At 68.3% G+C, this 17,253-nt stretch carries 14 protein-coding genes; 6 read left to right on the top strand and 8 right to left on the bottom strand.

From position 1 onward, the window contains the following. The 7 genes from ABTZ43_RS13960 to rfbA all read right to left on the bottom strand — a co-directional run. On the bottom strand, window positions 1-938 hold a 938-nt coding region (locus tag ABTZ43_RS13960), incomplete at its 3' end, for a glycosyltransferase (protein WP_350539268.1). Window positions 939-949: 11 nt separating this feature from the next. Beyond that, the gene (gene glf, locus ABTZ43_RS13955; RefSeq protein ID WP_149423313.1) at window positions 950-2,086 is read right to left on the bottom strand and encodes a UDP-galactopyranose mutase; all 1,137 of its coding nucleotides are present in this window, start codon (window positions 2,084-2,086) and stop codon (window positions 950-952) included. A gap of 91 nt (window positions 2,087-2,177) precedes the next feature. Beyond that, window positions 2,178-4,202, bottom strand: coding sequence for an acyltransferase family protein (locus ABTZ43_RS13950; protein ID WP_350539267.1), 2,025 nt, complete (start codon window positions 4,200-4,202; stop codon window positions 2,178-2,180). Between the two features lie 108 nt (window positions 4,203-4,310). After that, a complete protein-coding gene (locus tag ABTZ43_RS13945) occupies window positions 4,311-6,443 on the bottom strand; it encodes an acyltransferase family protein (RefSeq protein WP_350539266.1) in 2,133 nt (710 codons plus the stop codon). Continuing rightward, window positions 6,440-7,855, bottom strand: a complete 1,416-nt coding sequence (locus tag ABTZ43_RS13940; RefSeq protein ID WP_350539265.1) for a sugar nucleotide-binding protein — start codon at window positions 7,853-7,855, stop codon at window positions 6,440-6,442. Before ABTZ43_RS13940 ends, ABTZ43_RS13945 begins: the two co-directional genes overlap by 4 nt. 6 nt (window positions 7,856-7,861) lie before the next feature. Then, the gene (gene rfbB / locus ABTZ43_RS13935) at window positions 7,862-8,860 is read right to left on the bottom strand and encodes a dTDP-glucose 4,6-dehydratase (RefSeq protein WP_149423317.1); all 999 of its coding nucleotides are present in this window, start codon (window positions 8,858-8,860) and stop codon (window positions 7,862-7,864) included. Beyond that, window positions 8,860-9,729, bottom strand: coding sequence for a glucose-1-phosphate thymidylyltransferase RfbA (rfbA, locus tag ABTZ43_RS13930; protein WP_253385839.1), 870 nt, complete (start codon window positions 9,727-9,729; stop codon window positions 8,860-8,862). Before rfbA ends, rfbB begins: the two co-directional genes overlap by 1 nt. 108 nt (window positions 9,730-9,837) lie before the next feature. On the opposite strand from rfbA, the gene ABTZ43_RS13925 reads away from it, so the two are divergent. Genes ABTZ43_RS13925 through ABTZ43_RS13910 form a run of 4 tightly spaced genes read left to right on the top strand, consistent with a single transcriptional unit; the run spans window position 9,838 to window position 13,994 of the window. Then, window positions 9,838-11,925, top strand: a complete 2,088-nt coding sequence (locus tag ABTZ43_RS13925) for a LasA N-terminal domain-containing protein (protein WP_350539264.1) — start codon at window positions 9,838-9,840, stop codon at window positions 11,923-11,925. Window positions 11,926-11,972: 47 nt separating this feature from the next. Continuing rightward, window positions 11,973-12,695 carry a glycosyltransferase family 2 protein gene (locus ABTZ43_RS13920; RefSeq protein ID WP_056419401.1) on the top strand — a complete coding sequence of 241 codons (723 nt, stop codon included), beginning with the start codon at window positions 11,973-11,975 and terminating at the stop codon, window positions 12,693-12,695. Then, complete coding sequence (locus tag ABTZ43_RS13915; protein WP_149423319.1) at window positions 12,692-13,087, top strand: DUF2304 domain-containing protein; 396 nt, start codon at window positions 12,692-12,694, stop codon at window positions 13,085-13,087. The genes ABTZ43_RS13920 and ABTZ43_RS13915 overlap by 4 nt, the downstream gene beginning before the upstream one ends. Further along, the gene (locus ABTZ43_RS13910) at window positions 13,080-13,994 is read left to right on the top strand and encodes a glycosyltransferase (RefSeq protein ID WP_188042371.1); all 915 of its coding nucleotides are present in this window, start codon (window positions 13,080-13,082) and stop codon (window positions 13,992-13,994) included. Before ABTZ43_RS13915 ends, ABTZ43_RS13910 begins: the two co-directional genes overlap by 8 nt. 17 nt (window positions 13,995-14,011) lie before the next feature. On the opposite strand, the gene ABTZ43_RS13905 is transcribed toward ABTZ43_RS13910, so the two are convergent. Continuing rightward, on the bottom strand, window positions 14,012-15,013 hold the full coding sequence (locus ABTZ43_RS13905; protein WP_350539263.1) for a glycosyltransferase: 1,002 nt from the start codon (window positions 15,011-15,013) through the stop codon (window positions 14,012-14,014). Window positions 15,014-15,217: 204 nt separating this feature from the next. Here ABTZ43_RS13905 and ABTZ43_RS13900 point away from each other — a divergent pair, with 204 nt between their 5' ends. Together ABTZ43_RS13900 and ABTZ43_RS13895 are read left to right on the top strand one after the other, a co-directional pair. Next, window positions 15,218-16,525, top strand: a complete 1,308-nt coding sequence (locus ABTZ43_RS13900; RefSeq protein WP_157550932.1) for a lipopolysaccharide biosynthesis protein — start codon at window positions 15,218-15,220, stop codon at window positions 16,523-16,525. Beyond that, window positions 16,522-17,253: glycosyltransferase (locus tag ABTZ43_RS13895; protein ID WP_350539262.1), on the top strand; the 732-nt coding region annotated here is incomplete at its 3' end. The genes ABTZ43_RS13900 and ABTZ43_RS13895, both read left to right, overlap by 4 nt.

Raw genomic sequence — 17,253 nt, 5'->3', positions numbered from 1 at the left:
CAGGACTTGCGCTGATCCCACACCTCGCCCTGCGTGTACAGGACGGAGCGGTCGTCGAGGTGCAGCATGCCGCCGCCGACGATGGTCGGGGTGATCGCGAAGTCCGCGAAGCGCACGGCCCGCACGATGGCCTCCGGCTCGGAGATCGCGTCGTCGTCGAGCAGCAGCACGTACCGGCTCTCCTCGGAGCCCAGCGACTCGAGCATGGCCCGCGAGAATCCGCCGGAGCCACCGAGGTTCGGCTGACGCAGGACCTCCAGCTTGTCGCCGAGCGCCGCGGCGGCGTCGTCGAAACCCGGCTGATCCGAGACGAGATCGGTGCCCTGGTCCACCACGATCACGCGATCGAGGACATCGTGCACGTGCTCGTTCTGCCCCACCGCGATGATCTGGTTCAGGCAGTACGACGGGCGGTTGAAGGTGGTGATGCCCACCGTCGTCTTGCCGGGCGTCCAGTCCTCGGGAGCCGCGACCTGCCACTCGGCGGAGACGAGCGTCGCATCGGAGTTCCCGGCCGCGATGTCGAACCAGTAGGAGCCGCCGTCGATGAACGAGGTGATCGGGAGGTCGAAGGTGACCGTCTCGTCGGAGAACGACTTCGAGGCGAGCGCCGATGCGCGTCCACGGGCGCTCGACTTGTACACCGAGATCAGTCCCTTGCCCTCGACCGATGCGACGAGACGGACCGAACGGACGTTCGTCGAGTGCTGCCAGTAGCTGGCCGGGAACGCGTTGAAGTAGGTGCTCAGCGAGACGCGGCGGTGCGCGTACACACGGATGCTGCGACGCCCGACGATCTCGTACGCCTCTCCGGGCTGGGAGCCGTCTCCGGAGCCGGTGTCGACGTAGAGGGCCGAGACCTCGGCCACGCCCTCGGTGGGGAAGACCGTGTGATTGACGGCGACGAAGTCGGTGTTCGTTCTCGTGTTCTCAGTCATGGGGAGTCCCGTCAGGCCAGCTCGTTGTTCCACATCGACAGCGCAGACCCGATGGCCATGTGCATGTCGAGGTACTGGTAGGTGCCGAGACGTCCGCCGAAGTGGACGTCGTTCTCACCCTTGGTCAGTTCACGGTATGCCAGGAGGCCCGAGCGGTCCGTCGGGGTGTTGACGGGGTAGTACGGCTCGTCGTCGCGCGTCGCGAAGCGGGAGAACTCCCGCATGATCACCGTCTTGTCCTTGGGGTAACGGTCCTCCCGCTCCGGGTGGAAGTGACGGAACTCGTGGATGCGGGTGTAGGGGACGCCCGCATCGGCGTAGTTCATCACCGGCGTTCCCTGGAAGTCGCCGGTCTGGAGCACTTCCTCCTCGAAGTCGAGCGTGCGCCAGGACAGCTCCCCCTCCGCGTAGTCGAAGTAGCGGTCGACCGGACCCGTGTAGACGATCGGCACCTGCCCGACGGTGGCCTTCTTGTTGAGCGGCTGCGACTCGTCGAAGAAGTCGACCTCGAGCTTGACCTCGATGTTCTCGTGGTCGGCCATGCGCTCGATCCACGCGGTGTAGCCGTCGGTCGGCAGTCCCTCCCACGTGTCGTTGAAGTAGCGGTTGTCGTAGGTGTAGCGCACGGGGAGTCGGCTGATGATCTCGGCCGGGAGGTCGCGCGGGTCGGTCTGCCACTGCTTGGCCGTGTAGTCCCGGATGAACGCCTCGTAGAGCGGGCGTCCGATGAGTCCGATCCCGCGCTCCTCGAGGTTCTGCGCGGACTTCGGGTCGAACTCCCCCGCCAGCTCGGTGATCAGCGCGCGCGCCTCGTCCGGCGTGTGCGCGGCGTTGAAGAACTGGTTGATCGTGCCGAGGTTGATGGGCAGCGGGAACACGATGCCGTTGTGGTTCGTGTAGACGCGATGCACGTAGTTCGTGAACGTCGTGAAGCGGTTGACGTACTCCCAGACGGTCGGGTTGGAGGTGTGGAAGAGGTGTGCGCCGTAACGGTGCACCTCGATCCCGGTCTCCGGCTCGTTCTCGCTGTAGGCGTTGCCGCCGATGTGGTGACGGCGGTCGATGACCGTGACCTTCCGGCCGGCGGCGGCTGCGCGTTCAGCGATGGTGAGTCCGAAGAAGCCAGACCCGACGACGAGGAGATCCATTGATGCAACTTTCCTGATGCTGACCGACGTGACGAGGTTCGCGGGCCGTGACGGGCACGCGTTCACACATTTTAGCTGGCGCTCGGTGCGATCAAGCTGAGGGCGGCGGCAGGTGGCCCGAATCCGCGAGAATTCGTTCGAGGAACGGCGAGAGGGTGCGCGCGTAGCTGCGGGACAGGTGGTTGTCGTCGATGTACACCGCGATGTTGCCGATCGCCGCCTGGCAGACGTCCCAGGGGCACAGCCACGGCGTGAAATCCACCGTCGTGACGGCGTCCGCGAACACGGACGAGGGATTCTCCTCGGCGAGCACGAGCTCCCTCGGCACCTCGCAGCCGCGCGACTCGTCGACCGCGCACTCGTACATGTCGAAGTCGAACCGTGGGTTGTCGCGGACGCCGATCACCGGGATGTCCGCCGCGCGCAGTTCGTCGACCGCCTCCTCGATGCCGTGCAGAAGGCGCTCGGGCTCCTGGGCGTCCGCTCTCGTCACCACGAGGTACACCGCGTCAGGCGAGATGGCCTTCGCATAGTCGAGAGCGGCACGGGCCCACGGCTCGCACGACGCCTCGGTGGGGCTGCGGGATTCCTCCGCGAGGCCCGCCGTGCAGCCGCCGCGCAGCATCGTGATGATCGCCAGATCCCGGTCCTCGGAGAGGGCGATCAGCGGGGCGGAGAGCTGCTGTGCGTGCGAGTCGCCTATCACCAGGATCCGCATCGCCGCGTCCGCCGCGTCCTCGCTCTGGTTGCACGTTCCCTCGAGCACGGCGTCTCTCGGTGCGAATCTGCCGGTGCACGCGGGTCCCACCGCCGCCCACTCTGCGTTCAGCTCCGTCGGGATCGGGATCATCGGCGCATCGAGGTCGGCGATCTCGAACGCCACCTCGACCTGCGACGCCCCGGGGTAGTCGGAATCGGCGGCCGCGGCCGCGAACTCGGCGGTGCGCGTCTGCTCCATCCACCGCCACCCCGCGGTCGCCCCCGTGACGACCACGACCGATGCCGCGATCACGGCGACACCGCGGATGACCGTCGGGCGGTCGGTGCGGGAGGGCCCGCGAAGGGGCCGCTCGACCCCCCGGGACAGCAGCCGAGCGGCGATGAGCGACATCCCGATGATGACCGCCCCCTCGACGAGGCCGACACGGTCGGTCTCCGCGACGACCATCCACATCACGAGGATCGGCCAGTGCACGAGGTAGAGCGCGTAGGCGTCCGATGAGAGCGATGACAGCGGTCGCGACCCGAGCAGTGCCGCGGGTCCTCCGCGCTGCTCCCCCGAGCCCGCGACGATGACGGCGGCGGTGCACAGGACGGGCCAGAGCGCGAGGTATCCGGGGAATCCCCCGCGCACGTCCAGGACGATGCCGCAGAGCACGATGCCCGCGAGCCCGGCCCAGCCCAGCACCGCCCGCGCTGCCGCCGGCATGCGGATCAGCGGCAGCAGCAGAGCGAGGAGCGACCCGGCCGCGAACTCCCAGAGCCGCGTCCGCGTGTCGAAATAGGCGAACGCCTGCGCGTCGCGCGTCTCGATGACGGAGAACCACAGCGACCAGACGAAGATCACCAGGAACACCGCGACGAGCACCGCCCGGATGAGATCGCGACGCCGGCGCAGCAGCAGCGCCACCACACCTATCAGCACCGGCCAGAGCAGGAACACCTGCCCCTGCACCGACAGCGACCAGAAATGCTGCAGCGGGCTGGTCTCGGCGCTGTCACGGGCGTAGTAGTCGACCTCGGAGAACGCCAGCTGCCAGTTCTGCACGTAGAACAGGCTCGCGAGGCTCTCGTTCCAGATCCGCGACCACTGCGAGGGAGGCATGAACGCGTACGCGGCTCCGAGAACCGCCAGCAGCGTCACCGCCGCAGCGGGCACGAGGCGCCGGAAGCGGCGGGTCCAGAAGGCGCCGAGAGCCAGGGGCGCACCGGTGATGGCACGACGGGCCAGCGATCCGGTGAGCAGGAACGCCGACACCATGAGGAAGACGTCGACTCCCCCGGACACCCGCCCGAGCCACACGTGATAGACGACGACGAGGACGATGGCCAGCGTCCGCAGCCCGTCGATGTCCGCACGGTGCGAAGGCACCGCCGACGTCGTCTCGGGTCGCATGGAGGCACTCCTGCCGGCTCGCTCGGCCGCTGCGTGGATTCTCCGCCGCTTCGGGTGACGGAGACGGGTTCCCTCGAGACTATCGCAGAGGGGCGGCCACCCGATCGGTCAGGGCTGCGCGCCGGACGACGCCTCGAGGGCGTCGTCGACGACGTCGCGCAGAGCGTCGCTGAGCGTGGATGCGTACACGCTGCTCAGGTGGTCGGCATCATAGAAGACCGGTTCGCCGCCGACCGCCGCGAAGCAGTCGGTCTCGTCGCAGAGCAGGGAGGTGAGATCGGCCGACCAGAGACCTGCCAGCGGATCCTTCGCCGCGAGGGAGACGGGATCGGGGGGCATCGCCGCTGCGCGCGGAACGGCGCACGCGTCCGGCGACTGCGGATTCAGCAGGAGGCAGTCGAGATCGCGGACATCCCCGTTGAGCGGGGTGTCCGCGATGGCGACGACGGCGCTGCCCGACTCGGTCCAGCGACTCCACGTGCGCCGGAGCCCCTCCGCGAACTGCTCCTGCATCGGGCGTCCGCTCCCGTCATCGATCAGCTGCTGGCGTGCGGCCATCGAGGTGATGACGAGGTCCGGTCTCTCGGCGGCCACCTCGTCGGACAGGGCCGCCGACCAGTCGCGGCACCTCAGGTAGTCGGCCGGGCCCCAGGCGGAGTCGAAACCGACGAACGCCACATCCGCCGGCGGACAGCCGGGGAAGGAGCTGATGGTCAGCTGCCATCCTTCTTCGCGGGCGATGGGGAAGACGGCCGCCTGCCACTGCTCCGCGTGCGAATCCCCGACCAGCCATACCCGGGGACCCGCTCCGCCGTCCGAGAAATCGCACTCGCGCGTCGTCTGCCGTCCGTCGAACACGAGATCGTCGCCGAGGTCTCCGCACTCCGGCGCGAGGGCGAAATAGGCATCCGCCTGGGTCACGACCGGGTCGAGGACGGGCGCGGAAGGATCGCACCGCGCCTGATCGGCGAGTGCCGCCGCTCCGACGCAGGCACCTCCGGGGTCCTGCGCGGCCTCGGCCGTCGCCGTGCGGGACGCCGCCCCGCCCAGGAGCAGGAGCGCGACGAGCGACACCACCGCCATCATCGCCCCCGCGCCCGCGAAGGCGCGTCCGGTGCCACGCCACCACCTCGCGCGCTGCGCGGGGACCTCGATCCAGCGCCGGCTCCCCCAGGCCAGGACGAGCGCGACGGCGAGGATGCCGATCCTCGACCACAGCGACAGGGGCGCGCCGATCACGAAGGGCGTCAGGACGATCAAGGGCCAGTGCCACAGGTACAGCGAGTACGAGACCTCTCCCACCCACTGCACCGGCCTGGCGTCGGTCAGCCGCGCGATTCCCCAGAGCGGGGCTCGACGACCGGTACCCGCGACGATCACGGCGACGGTCGCGAGCACGGGGAGCAGAGCGGCGACGCCCGGGTACGGGGTCTCCGGCCCGAAGACGAACGCGGCGACCGCGATGCCGGCGAAACCGGCGACGGCGAGCATCGCTGCGGCGACGGCATTGAGCCGGCCGAGGACACCCCACGGCAGGAGGGCGATCGCCGCTCCGGCAGCGAACTGCCATGCGCGCGTGAACGTCACGAAGTACGCCTGCGCCGGCGATCCCGCGGTGTAGGCGACCGCCGCGGCGAAGGAGAGGGCGGCGACCGTCGCCACGACGATCAACAGCAGACGTCGGCGACCGCTCTCTCTGCCCGCGCGCACGGCGGCCGCGGAGGCCGCGAGCACGAGCAGAGGCCAGACGAGGTAGAACTGCTCCTCGACCGACAGCGACCAGTAGTGCTGCACCGCGCTGGAGGCGGCATTGTGGGCCGAGTAGTCGACCGAGAGCGCGGCGAGGGTCCAGTTCTCCACATAGAAGACGCTGGCCAGCGCCTGCACCGCGTTGTCGGTCCACCGGGTGAAAGGCAGCAGCAGCCAGACGCCGAGAAGAGTCACGAACACGACGGTGAGCGCGGCGGGCAGCAGACGCCTGATGCGGCGTGCGTAGAACGCCGCGAGACGCACCCGACCCGTGCTCTCGGTCTCGGAGAGCAGATGGCCGGTGATGAGGAATCCGGATATGACGAAGAAGACGTCGACGCCCACGTATCCGCCGGGCACGCGATCGGGCCAGAGGTGGTTGAGCACCACCAGACCGATCGCGACAGCCCGCAGAGCCTGGATGTCCGTGCGGAATCTGCGCGTGCGCGCAGACGCCCGGGAGGTCGCGACCGCCGTGGCGGACGCGCTCACGACGCCAGGTACTCCTTCAGCTGCTCGCCCGCGTCACGCGGGACGAAGCCTGTGGCCTCGAGCTTCGAGAGATCCAGGACGCTGTTGAGCGGCCTCGGCGCCACGGGCCCGGTCGCACCGGCGAAGTACGTCTCGGTGCTGACCCCGGAGACCCGCGCACGATCCGCTCCGGTGAGCGCGAAGATGTCTCCCGCGAGCTCGGCCCACGTGCGGGGCTCCCCCGACCCGGTGACGTTGTACGTGCCGTACGGCGCGCGCGTGCGGAGGAGATGCGCGATCGCGCGGGCGATCTCCGAGGCGAATGTGAGGCGCCCGCGCTGGTCGTCCACGACGTTCGGGTCGATCCCCCGTTCGGCGAGCGATGCCATCGTCCTGACGAAGTTCTTGCCGTCGCCGATGACCCACGAGGTGCGCAGGATGTAGTGGCGCGGCGCCGTGGCCACGGCGAGATCCCCCGCCGCCTTCGACTGCCCGTACACGCCGAGCGGGCAGAGCACGTCGTCCTCGAGATAGGGGCGGGTCGAGGTGCCGTCGAACACGTAGTCGCTCGAGACATGCACCAGCGTGACGCCGTACTCGGCGGCGATCGCGGCCAGACGCGCCGGTCCCGAGGCGTTGGCCGCCCATGCGTCACGGCGCCCCTCCGCGGTCTCGGCGAGATCGACGGCCGTGTACGCGCCCGCGTTCACGATCGCGTCGTAGTCCCGCCACCGCCGCGTGGTGCGGAGCTCGGAATCGCCGAGGTCGAACTCCGCACGGGTGGTCCATTCGATGTGGTCGGCGGCGCCGAACTCGTCGCGCAGCGCGCGCCCGAGCTGCCCGCCGGAGCCCACCACGAGGATCTTCTTCGCGCTGATCGGGGTGACATCCGCCAGACGCGGATGCGCGAGGTCCTTCTCCGAGATCTCGACGTCTGCGAGATCGATCGGCCAGGCGATCGCGGCGGTCTCGTCGGCGAGGTTGAGGAAGGAGTACGACGCCTCCGGCGACCAGTGGTCGTTCACGAGATACGCGTAGGCGGTGTCGGGCTCGAGCGTCTGGTAGGAGTTGCCCACTCCGCGCGGCACGAAGATCGCCTTCGAGGGGTCGATCTCGGCGGTGAAGACCGCGCCGAACGTCGGGCCCTCGCGGAGGTCCACCCAGGCCCCGAAGATCCGCCCGGTCGCGACCGAGACCCACTTGTCCCAGGGCTCCGCGTGGATGCCGCGGGTGGTGCCGACAGCGTCGTTGAACGAGATGTTGTTCTGCACGGGGCCGAAGTCGTCGAGGCCGAGTGCGGTCATCTTCTCGCGCTGCCAGTTCTCCTTGAACCAGCCGCGCGAGTCGCCGTGCACCGGGAGGTCGAAGACGACGAGCCCGGGGATCCCGGTCTCCACGATGCCCAGCTTCTTGCCGAACGCGATCTCACCCACGGTCGGTCACTGTCCCTTCGACGCGTAGAAGGCCTCGGTCGCATCCTTCGCAGGAGCCCACCATGCCTCGTTGTCGCGATACCACTGGATGGTCGCGGCGAGTCCCGACTCGAAGTCGGCGAACTCCGGCGCCCAGCCGAGCTCCGTGCGCAGCTTGGTCGAGTCGATCGCGTAGCGGAGGTCGTGCCCTGCGCGATCGGTGACGTGGTCGTACGCGTCGCGCGGCTGACCCATCTCCTCGAGGATCAGCTCGACGACATCCTTGTTGTTGCGCTCGCCGTCCGCACCGATGAGGTACGTGTCGCCGATCCGGCCCTTCTCGAGGATCGTGAGCACCGCGGACGAGTGGTCGTTCGCGTGGATCCAGTCACGGACGTTCTCGCCCGCGCCGTAGAGCTTGGGGCGGATGCCACGGATCACATTGGTGATCTGACGCGGGATGAACTTCTCCACGTGCTGGTAGGGCCCGTAGTTGTTCGAGCAGTTCGAGATCGTCGCCTGCACCCCGAACGAGCGCACCCAGGCGCGCACGAGCAGATCGCTGCCGGCCTTGGTCGACGAGTACGGAGACGAGGGGTTGTACGGAGTCTGCTCGGTGAAGCGCTCGGGGTCGTCGAGCTCGAGATCGCCGTACACCTCGTCGGTCGAGATGTGGTGGAAGCGGGTCTCGTGCTTGCGTGCGGCCTCGAGCAGCGTGTACGTGCCGACGATGTTCGTGTCGAGGAACGGGCGGGGGCTGTGCAGCGAGTTGTCATTGTGCGACTCCGCGGCGTAGTGCACCACCGCGTCCGCCTCGCCGGTCAGGCGGTCGACGAGCTCGGCGTCCGTGATGTCGCCCTGCACGAAGCGCACTCTGTCCTCGGGCAGTCCCGCGAGCGATGCGCGGTTGCCGGCGTAGGTGAGCGCGTCGAGCACCGTGACGGTGTGCTCGGTGTTCTCCACGGCGTAGTGGACGAAGTTGGAGCCGATGAAGCCGGCCCCTCCGGTGACGAGGATGTTCGACATCAGCGACCTCTTTCCAGGGTGTCGAGCAGGTAGGTGCCGTAGCCGGACTTCACGAGCTTCTGCGCGCGTGCACGCAGTTCGTCGTCGCTGAGGAAGCCCTGTCGCCAGGCGACCTCCTCCGGCACGCCGATACGCAGACCCGTGCGGCGCTCCATCGTGCGCACGTAGTCTCCGGCGTCGGACATCTGGTCGAAGGTCCCGGTGTCGAGCCAGGCCGTGCCACGGGGCAGCACCTCGACCTGGAGCGTCCCGCGCTCGAGGTAGGCGCGGTTGACGTCGGTGATCTCGTACTCGCCGCGCGCGCTCGGCTCGAGGTTGCGGGCGATCTCGACCACGTCGTTGTCGTAGAAGTAGAGACCGGGCACGGCGTAGTTGCTCTTCGGCTGCTCGGGCTTCTCCTCGAGCGAGACCGCGCGTCCGTCCGCGTCGAACTCGACGACGCCGTAGGCGCTGGGCTCGGCCACCCAGTAGGCGAACACGGCACCGCCCTCGACGTCGGTGTAGCGCTTGAGCTGCGTTCCGAGTCCCGGGCCGTAGAGGAGGTTGTCGCCGAGGACGAGGGCTACCTTGTCGTCTCCGATGAAGTCGGCGCCGATCACGAAGGCCTGCGCGAGTCCGTCCGGGGAGGGCTGCTGCGCGAACGTGAGGTTCACCCCGAACTGCGAGCCGTCGCCGAGCAGACGCTCGAACTGCTCCGCGTCGTGCGGCGTGGTGATGATCAGGATGTCCCGGATCCCTGCCAGCATCAGCGTCGACAGCGGGTAGTAGACCATGGGCTTGTCGTACACGGGGATGAGCTGCTTGGAGATGCCGATCGTGATCGGGTGCAGCCTGGTACCGGAACCGCCAGCGAGAATTATGCCTTTCACCCCCATATCGTGCCACATCCTGCCCGAGAGGTTGGGATCCACGGCATGTTGACTTGCGTCACACGAATCACAGTGGCAACATCTGTACATTTCCGCCACAATGAGCAAGTGACCGGCTCAATCTTCCCCCACCTGCGCGCCCTCATCGCGAGCGCGGCGGCTGTCGTCGTCGCCGCTTCCCTTCTCGTGGCTGCTCCCGCCGGCGCCGCCACGGCACCGCTCTCCGGCGGAGTGGCGGCAGTGGCAGCGTCGCAGGCCCCGGCGTCGAGCACCGCCGGGGTGGTCGACTCGTCCATCCGCAAGACCGCGGACCTCTCTAAGTTCCGCCCGGGGAACATCATCGCCGACGAGGTCTTCTTCGACAGCTCGACGATGACGGTCTCGGACATCAACACCTTCCTCGACTCGAAGGTGAAGGTGTGCAGGTCGAGCTACGCCTGCTTGAAGAGCTACTCGCAGCACACGCCGAACAGGAAGGCGGACGCGTACTGCAACGGCTACACGGCCGGGTACAGCGAATACGCGTCGAGCATCATCTACAAGGTCGCGCAGTCGTGCGGCATCAATCCGCAGGTCCTTCTCACGATGCTCGAGAAGGAGCAGAGCCTGGTGACCAGCGCCTACCCGAGCGAGGCCAGGTTCCGCACGGCCATGGGTCAGGGATGCCCTGACACGGCCGGGTGCGATCCGGCCTACGCCGGATTCTTCTACCAGGTGTACGGCGCCGCACGTCAGATGAAGATCTACGCCGAGGGTCGGTACTTCACCTACTACGCCCCCGGCAAGACCTGGAACATCCTCTACAACCCTCAGGCGAGCTGCGGCCGAGGCCCCGTCTACATCGAGAACGTCGCGACCTCGGCGCTCTACTACTACACGCCGTACCAGCCGAACCGCGCCGCGCTGGCCGCAGGCTACGGCGAGGGCGACGCGTGCTCCGCGCACGGGAACCGCAACTTCTACCAGTACTTCACCGACTGGTTCGGGTCGACGCAGGTGCCCACGATCCGACTCGTGAAGGCGAGCAACGCCAACGAGATCTACCTCGTGACGGGCAAGCGCAAGTACCACATCACCACCAGCACGGATCTGCAGGCGTACATGGCCGTTCTCGGCTGGTACCACACCAGCGATCCGGGCACGGTCGCGGCCCTCACCAACGCGGGGACGGCGACCCGCTTCGTCCGCGATGCCAGGGACGGCGGGATGTACCTGCTCGAACCCGACGGGTCGAAGCACCACTTCACCGCCGCGGATCAGGTGACCAGGCTCGGCTTCAACATGGCCGTGTACACATCGCTCGGGGCGTCGCTCATCGACTCCTTCCGCACCGGAACCGCCGTCGGCGCCTACTTCAAGGCCGAGGGAGACGACAGATTCTTCCGCTGGGAGAACGGCACCAAGCGCCACATCGTCAACCCGTACGCATGGGCGCAGCAGAGCGCCGCGGATCGCGCGTACGTCGCCACCATCCCGGCGGCGAACGCCGCCGCGATCCCGACGGGAGTCGCCATCCTCCCCGCCGGCATGACCGTGCGCGAATACGGCTCCCCCGACGTCTACATCGCCGGCACCGGTGCCGAGATCATCCACCTCCCCACCTGGGGACTCGCTCGCGATGCCGGGATCCGGGATGCGGGTGTCGTGCCCAGCGGGACCCTCGCGAAGAACGCCCCCGTCGGTGCGAAGTTCTCCGCAGTGGTCGCGTGCGGCGACGTGAAGTATGTCGTGGACGGCGGAGGTCTGACACGTGTGCAGACCGCGCCGGCCGGAACGACGATCACCCCGCTGCCCGCCTCCCTGTGCTCCTCGATCCCGAAGACGGGGCGCGCGGTCGGCGAGGCCGTGCTGGTGAAGACTCCCGGCGCGGACGCCGTCTACCTCCTCCAGGGGAACCAGCTGCGGCACCTCCGCAGCCAGCAGCGGCTGCAGGAGGCCAACGGCAACCGCCCCCTCTACTTCTTCTCCTGGAGCACGGACACGAGGAGCGGTTTCGCAGTCGGAGCACCGCTGCTCGCGGACCGCACCTTCGTGACGCTGGGCTCTCCCGAGACGTATTTCGTCGACAAGGGCGTGCTGCGGCATGTGCAGTCCTCCGCCAGTCTCCTCAGGCTCGCCGCTCCCCAGTGGCCGACAGTCGTGGATCTGCCCGCTGCCTACCGGAGCAGCTACCAGTTCGGCACGCCGATCCCTTGAGCCGAGCGACCGGGGGCGGGAGCGCCGATGCCCTTAGAATGGACGCCATGGGCTCGGCTAGTGAACGACTGATCATCATCGTGCCCGCCTGGAACGAGGAGAACAACGTCGGCACCACGGTGACGGAGATCAGGTCCACCCTTCCCGGCGCCGATATCGTCGTGGTCGACGACGGATCGACCGATGCCACCGGTATGGTCGCGCGGGCCGCCGGAGCAGACGTGCTGACGCTCCCCTACAACATGGGGGTCGGCGGCGCGATGCGCACCGGCTACGCGTACGCGCAGCGTCACGGGTACGACAGGGCGATCCAGGTCGACGCTGACGGTCAGCACAATCCCGAGGACATCACCAGAATCCTGGAGGGGTTGTCCTCTGCGGACATCTCCATCGGCGCCCGCTTCGCCGACGTCGGGTCGTACCAGGCGAGGGGTCCCCGGCGATGGGCCATGGTGTTCCTCGCCGGAGCGATCTCGCGGATCGCCGGCACGAAGCTCACCGACGTCACCAGTGGATTCCGAGCGGCGAACAGGCGCGCCATCGATCAGTACGTCTCCTATTTCCCCGCGGAGTATCTGGGCGACACGATCGACAGCCTCGTCGCTGCGCTCCATGCGGACCTCACCGTCACCCAGGTCCCCGTGGCCATGCGTCCGCGGATGTCGGGAAACCCCAGCCAAGGGTTCGTGGGGTCGGCGATCTACCTCGCACGTTCCATCTTCGCGATGACCCTCGCGGTCGTCCGCCGTCCGATGCGGGGTCGCGCATGATCTCTTTCGGAGCGCTCGCGCTCGGCCTCATCATCGTCGTCAGCGTCACGGCCATGCTCCTGCGACGCCAGTTGCGCGAGAAGTACGCCGTCCTCTGGCTGGCGATCGGCCTCGCGGCGCTGCTGCTGGGGATCTTCCCCGCAGCCCTGCAATGGCTCACGATCGCTCTCGGCTTCCAGCTTCCCGCGAACCTCATCTTCACCCTCGCGATCGCCCTTCTCCTCGCCGTCTCGCTCCACCTCTCGTGGGAGCTGACGCGAAGCGAGGAACGCCTGCGCCGGTTGGCAGAGGAGGCGGCGATCGCCCGTCTCGCGCAGGACCGGCTGGAGGCCGATGTCGCCGAGCTTCGCGCGCTGGTCGTCGACCGCCCTCAGAGCCGCGACGATGAGTGAGCCGACTCTCGTATTCAGCACGTTCACTCCCCCGATCGCCCTGATCGAGACGGTGCGCCGATTCATCTCCCGGCATCCCGTGGTCGTCGTCGACGACGGCGGATCGGATCCTCACGAGGTGTTCCCCGCGCTGCTCGACCTCGGAGCGACGGTGATCCGCCGTCCGACGAACGACGGGATCGCTGCCGCTCTCAATGCGGCGATGACCGTCGCCTACGACGCCGGCGCGGAGACCGTCGTGACATTCGATCAGGATTCCACGCCGACGTCCGACACCATCGACATCCTTCGCGACACGTGGGAGCGGGTCTCGACCGCTCAGCCTCGGGTCTCGGCGGTCGTTCCCGCGGAGTTCGCCCAGGTCAGGCAAGCACGCTCGGACGAGGCGCTCGCACCTGCTCATCGGGTCATCCAGTCGGGGATGCTCATCCCGCGCGCAGCATTCGAGTCGCTGGGTCCCTTCGACGAATCGCTGTTCATCGATCTCGTCGACACGGATTTCGAACTGCGTTCACTCTCTCGCGGACTCCGGATCATCGCCGCGCCCACGCGCATCGACCACGAGTTGGGAAGCCCGGTGGCTCTCGCACCGTTCCCGCTTCTCCCGCTGACCATCACGACGATGGTCAGCACGCCGTTCCGTTATTACTACCGGATGCGCAACCGACTGATCCTCACGCGCCGGTATCTCCGGTCGGCACCGGGTCGGATGCTCGCGGACCTGGCCGTCGATCTCGCGTATTTCGCGGTGGTCGCCGCCTCCGCTCGGCCTCGTCGGCGGATGCTGGCGGTGCTCTGGCGTGGGGTCGCAGACGGTTTCCGCGGCCGTGGAGGTCGGGCTCCGGCGACGGTCCAGGCCGCCGCGCAGCAGATCAGCTGGTCCACGCGGACGACGCGCCGCCGCTAGAACTGCAGGGCTGCCCCTCAGGCCCTCGTGCGCGAGCGCCCGCCGATCAGGGCCCCCGCGACCCAGCTCGCGAGATACTCCGCGACGAATCGAGGGGCCACGTGTCCGTTCCTCCGTGCTCGCCGCAGCAGTCGCACCGTCGGCCAGAATCGACGCTCGCTGCCGAAGCCTCTGATCTGCGTGGACGGATCGCCCGTGCGCGCCGCGACCGTCTCGGCGACCAGCTGTCGCCATCCGACATACACCCGGAAGAGCATCCTGAGCATCGCCACGGGGTCGGATGACCCCTCGTAACGTTCGGTGAAGGCACGCGCACTGCGCCACGCGGTGGCGATCGCCGCGAGAGGAGAGCCCGATCCCAGCCGGCTCGGATCCCCGAAGACGTTGTTGTCGTGCTGGACGTAGTCCTGGACCACCGCATCGACGATCCGCGTACCCCCTGTGACGCTGGCGAGAGCTGCGATCCAATGGTCGTGTGCTGCAGCCCTGGTCGACATGCGGGGGAAAGGAAGCGACGGTGCGACCAGGTCGCCGCGAAGGATGCAGAGCGACCCGGTGAACTGGTTGTTGAGCAGAGTCATGGCCGGCCCCAGATCCCGTCGATCGGTCCGACCTGTGACGTCCTCTCCGGGATAGGTCACCAATCGCGCCTGCCCCGAGACCAGAGCCGCTCCCGCGAGATGAGGAAGCAGGAGCTCGAGCTTCTCGGGGTACCAGAAGTCGTCCTGATCGCACAGGGCCACCCACGAGACGCCCGGGTCGACCGCGCGCAGTCCGCGCTCGAAGTTGAGGTAGAAGCCGAGCCGCTCGCCGTCCGCGAGGACGCGGAATCGATCGTCGCCGCCTGCGGTGTCCTTGAGCACCCGCCGCACGGTCGCATCGTCTCCGTCGACCGTGATGACGCACTCCCAGTTCGTGACGGTCTGGGATCTGAGCGACCCGATCTGCCGAGCGAAGAGCTCAGGGTCGGGATCGTATGCCGCGAGCACAATCGCTCCACGACCGGGCGTGTACACCATCGTTCCTCACAGGAGCTCGTCGGATCGCTTCAAGTCTAGGCGACCCGTGCCGGTGGGCCGTGCGTGCACGGCTCCCCCGAGGACCGGCTCTCAGCGTGCGGTCCACGCGAGGCCATAGGATGATTGCATGCCCCGGGCCCTCCCTCAGCCGTGCTCGATCGAGGCGACCGCCCAGTCAGCGCTCCCGCCAATCGGCTCTCTGCGATGACGCGCGAACGCACCGCACGCCCGTCGCCCGCGGGCACCCTCGCGCGTCGACTGCTCGGCTTCTCGACCCTGCCGTTCCTCGCATCGGTGCTGCCGCTCATCGCGCTGCCCTTCATGTCCCGCGCATCCACCACCGACGACTGGACCGCTCTCAACATCGGCCTCGGCGTCGGGACGTTCGCCGGCGCCATCGGCCTGGTCGGATGGAACATCCTCGGAACGCCTCTCGTCGCGATGGCGGAGTCGGACGACGAACGCAGAGAGCTGTACGGACGCTCGTTCTACATCCGCGCTGCGGTGGTGGTGGTCGCTTCGCTGCTCAGCGCCGTGATCGCATCGCTCATCTCGCCCTCGTCGTCGTGGTCGGTGGCGGCCGCCTTCGCCGTCGCCGGTGCCCTCAACGGCATCGGACTCAGCTGGTACGCGGTCGGGGTCTCGTCACCGAGCATCGCGCTCTGGTACGAAGTGGTTCCCCGAGGCATCGCGACCGCTGTGGCGATCGCCGTCGTGCTGATCACTCAGGACGTCCTCTGGTACGGCATCCTGCTCAGCCTGTCGATCGTGCTCGGGACTCTCGCGTTCCACCGCCGCGTGCTGAGGCGCCTCTGGCCTCCGTGGCCCGGCCTCGCACGGCTCGGCTCCGACGTCGGCGACATGAAAGCGGCATGGGGCGTCGAGTCGATCGGGAGCCTGTACCAGAACGCCCCCGTGCCGGTCGCGGGTCTCATCGCCTCTCCCGTCGACGTCGCCGCCTACGCGTCGAGCGATCGCATCTACCGCTACGGCACCCTCGGCGTCTCCGCGGCGGGCAACGCACTGCAGGGGTGGGTGCTCGAGACGACGGACGCCGGCAGCCGAAGGGCCCGAAACCTCGCCTCCTTCGCGGTGATGGGTGTCATCGCCGCCATCGGGTGGGTGGTCCTCGCCGTCTTCGGGCCTCTGCTCAGCGGCGTGCTCTTCGGTGCCGACAAGCAGGGCGATCCCACTGCCTTCCAGTTCCTCGGCATCGCCTTCATCTCCGTGACGATGTCGACGCCGCTGATCCGCAACATCCTCATCCCGGCACGGCGTGACGGTTTCGTGCTCGCGGTCAGCATGGTCGCCGCCGTCGTCGGCGTCGCCATGATGGTCGTTCTCGGCTCGACCCTGGGGACCACCGGCGTCGCGATCGGATTCGCCGTGAGCGAGACGGCGACGCTCCTCGGATGCATCGCTCTCGCGAGCAGGGTCGGCCTCTCTCCTCCGCGGGCCTCGACTGCGACGACCGGCACCCCCTCCGACCCCGAAGGAGACATCCGATCATGAGCGCGTCCCGCGTCAGCGTCTGCATGGCGACGTACAACGGATCGCGATACGTCGTCGCACAGCTCTCATCGATCCTCGCTCAGCTGGGTCCCGACGATGAGATCGTCGTCGTCGACGACGCGAGCGCGGACGCGACCGTCGACGAGATCGAAGCCATCGGGGATCCGCGGATCGTGGTGCACCGCAACCAGGCCAATCGCGGGTACGTGAGATCGTTCGAGCGAGCGATCGGACTCGCGACCGGCGACGTCGTCCTGCTCTCGGACCAGGACGACCTGTGGACGGACGGGCGCCTCGAGGCCCTCGTCGCGGCGACGGATGCTCACGCGGTCGTGGCCTCCAACCTCCTGCTGCTCGACTCGGGGCAACCCCTGCGTTCGCCGCTCACCGGACGCCCCTGGCTGCTCTCCCACTCCGACGACGGCAGGCGCGTGCGCAACGAGCTGCGGATCCTCGCCGGAGACGCCCCGTACTTCGGGTGCGCGATGGCTCTGCGCCGCGATGCGCTCGCCCTCGTGCTGCCCTTCCCCGCGTACCTCCGCGAATCACACGACCTGTGGATCGCGACGGCGGCGAACACGGCCGGTCTTCTCGGGCATGTCGAGAAGGTGAGCGTGCTGCGGCGGGTTCACGATGCCAACGCGTCGTCGTCACGGCCTCGAGGTGTCGGTGCGGCGCTGCGCTCGCGCCTCCTGCTCATCCGGCTGTGGCGGGAGGCGCGTCGGCGG

The organism is Microbacterium sp. NPDC097977, assembly GCF_040302605.1.
GTDB lineage: Bacteria > Actinomycetota > Actinomycetes > Actinomycetales > Microbacteriaceae > Microbacterium.
This window is presented reverse-complemented; position numbering and strand designations above follow the sequence as displayed.

Excerpts from the sequence above, each read along its gene's own strand:
- ABTZ43_RS13950 (WP_350539267.1), bottom strand. The coding sequence starts at position 4,202 with ATGCGACCCGAGACGACGTCGGCGGTGCCTTCGCACCGTGCGGACATC.
- ABTZ43_RS13910 (WP_188042371.1), top strand. The coding sequence starts at position 13,080 with ATGAGTGAGCCGACTCTCGTATTCAGCACGTTCACTCCCCCGATCGCC.
- ABTZ43_RS13915 (WP_149423319.1), top strand. The coding sequence starts at position 12,692 with ATGATCTCTTTCGGAGCGCTCGCGCTCGGCCTCATCATCGTCGTCAGC.
- ABTZ43_RS13905 (WP_350539263.1), bottom strand. The coding sequence starts at position 15,013 with ATGGTGTACACGCCCGGTCGTGGAGCGATTGTGCTCGCGGCATACGAT.
- ABTZ43_RS13920 (WP_056419401.1), top strand. The coding sequence starts at position 11,973 with ATGGGCTCGGCTAGTGAACGACTGATCATCATCGTGCCCGCCTGGAAC.
- glf (WP_149423313.1), bottom strand. The coding sequence starts at position 2,086 with ATGGATCTCCTCGTCGTCGGGTCTGGCTTCTTCGGACTCACCATCGCT.
- rfbB (WP_149423317.1), bottom strand. The coding sequence starts at position 8,860 with ATGTCGAACATCCTCGTCACCGGAGGGGCCGGCTTCATCGGCTCCAAC.
- ABTZ43_RS13900 (WP_157550932.1), top strand. The coding sequence starts at position 15,218 with ATGACGCGCGAACGCACCGCACGCCCGTCGCCCGCGGGCACCCTCGCG.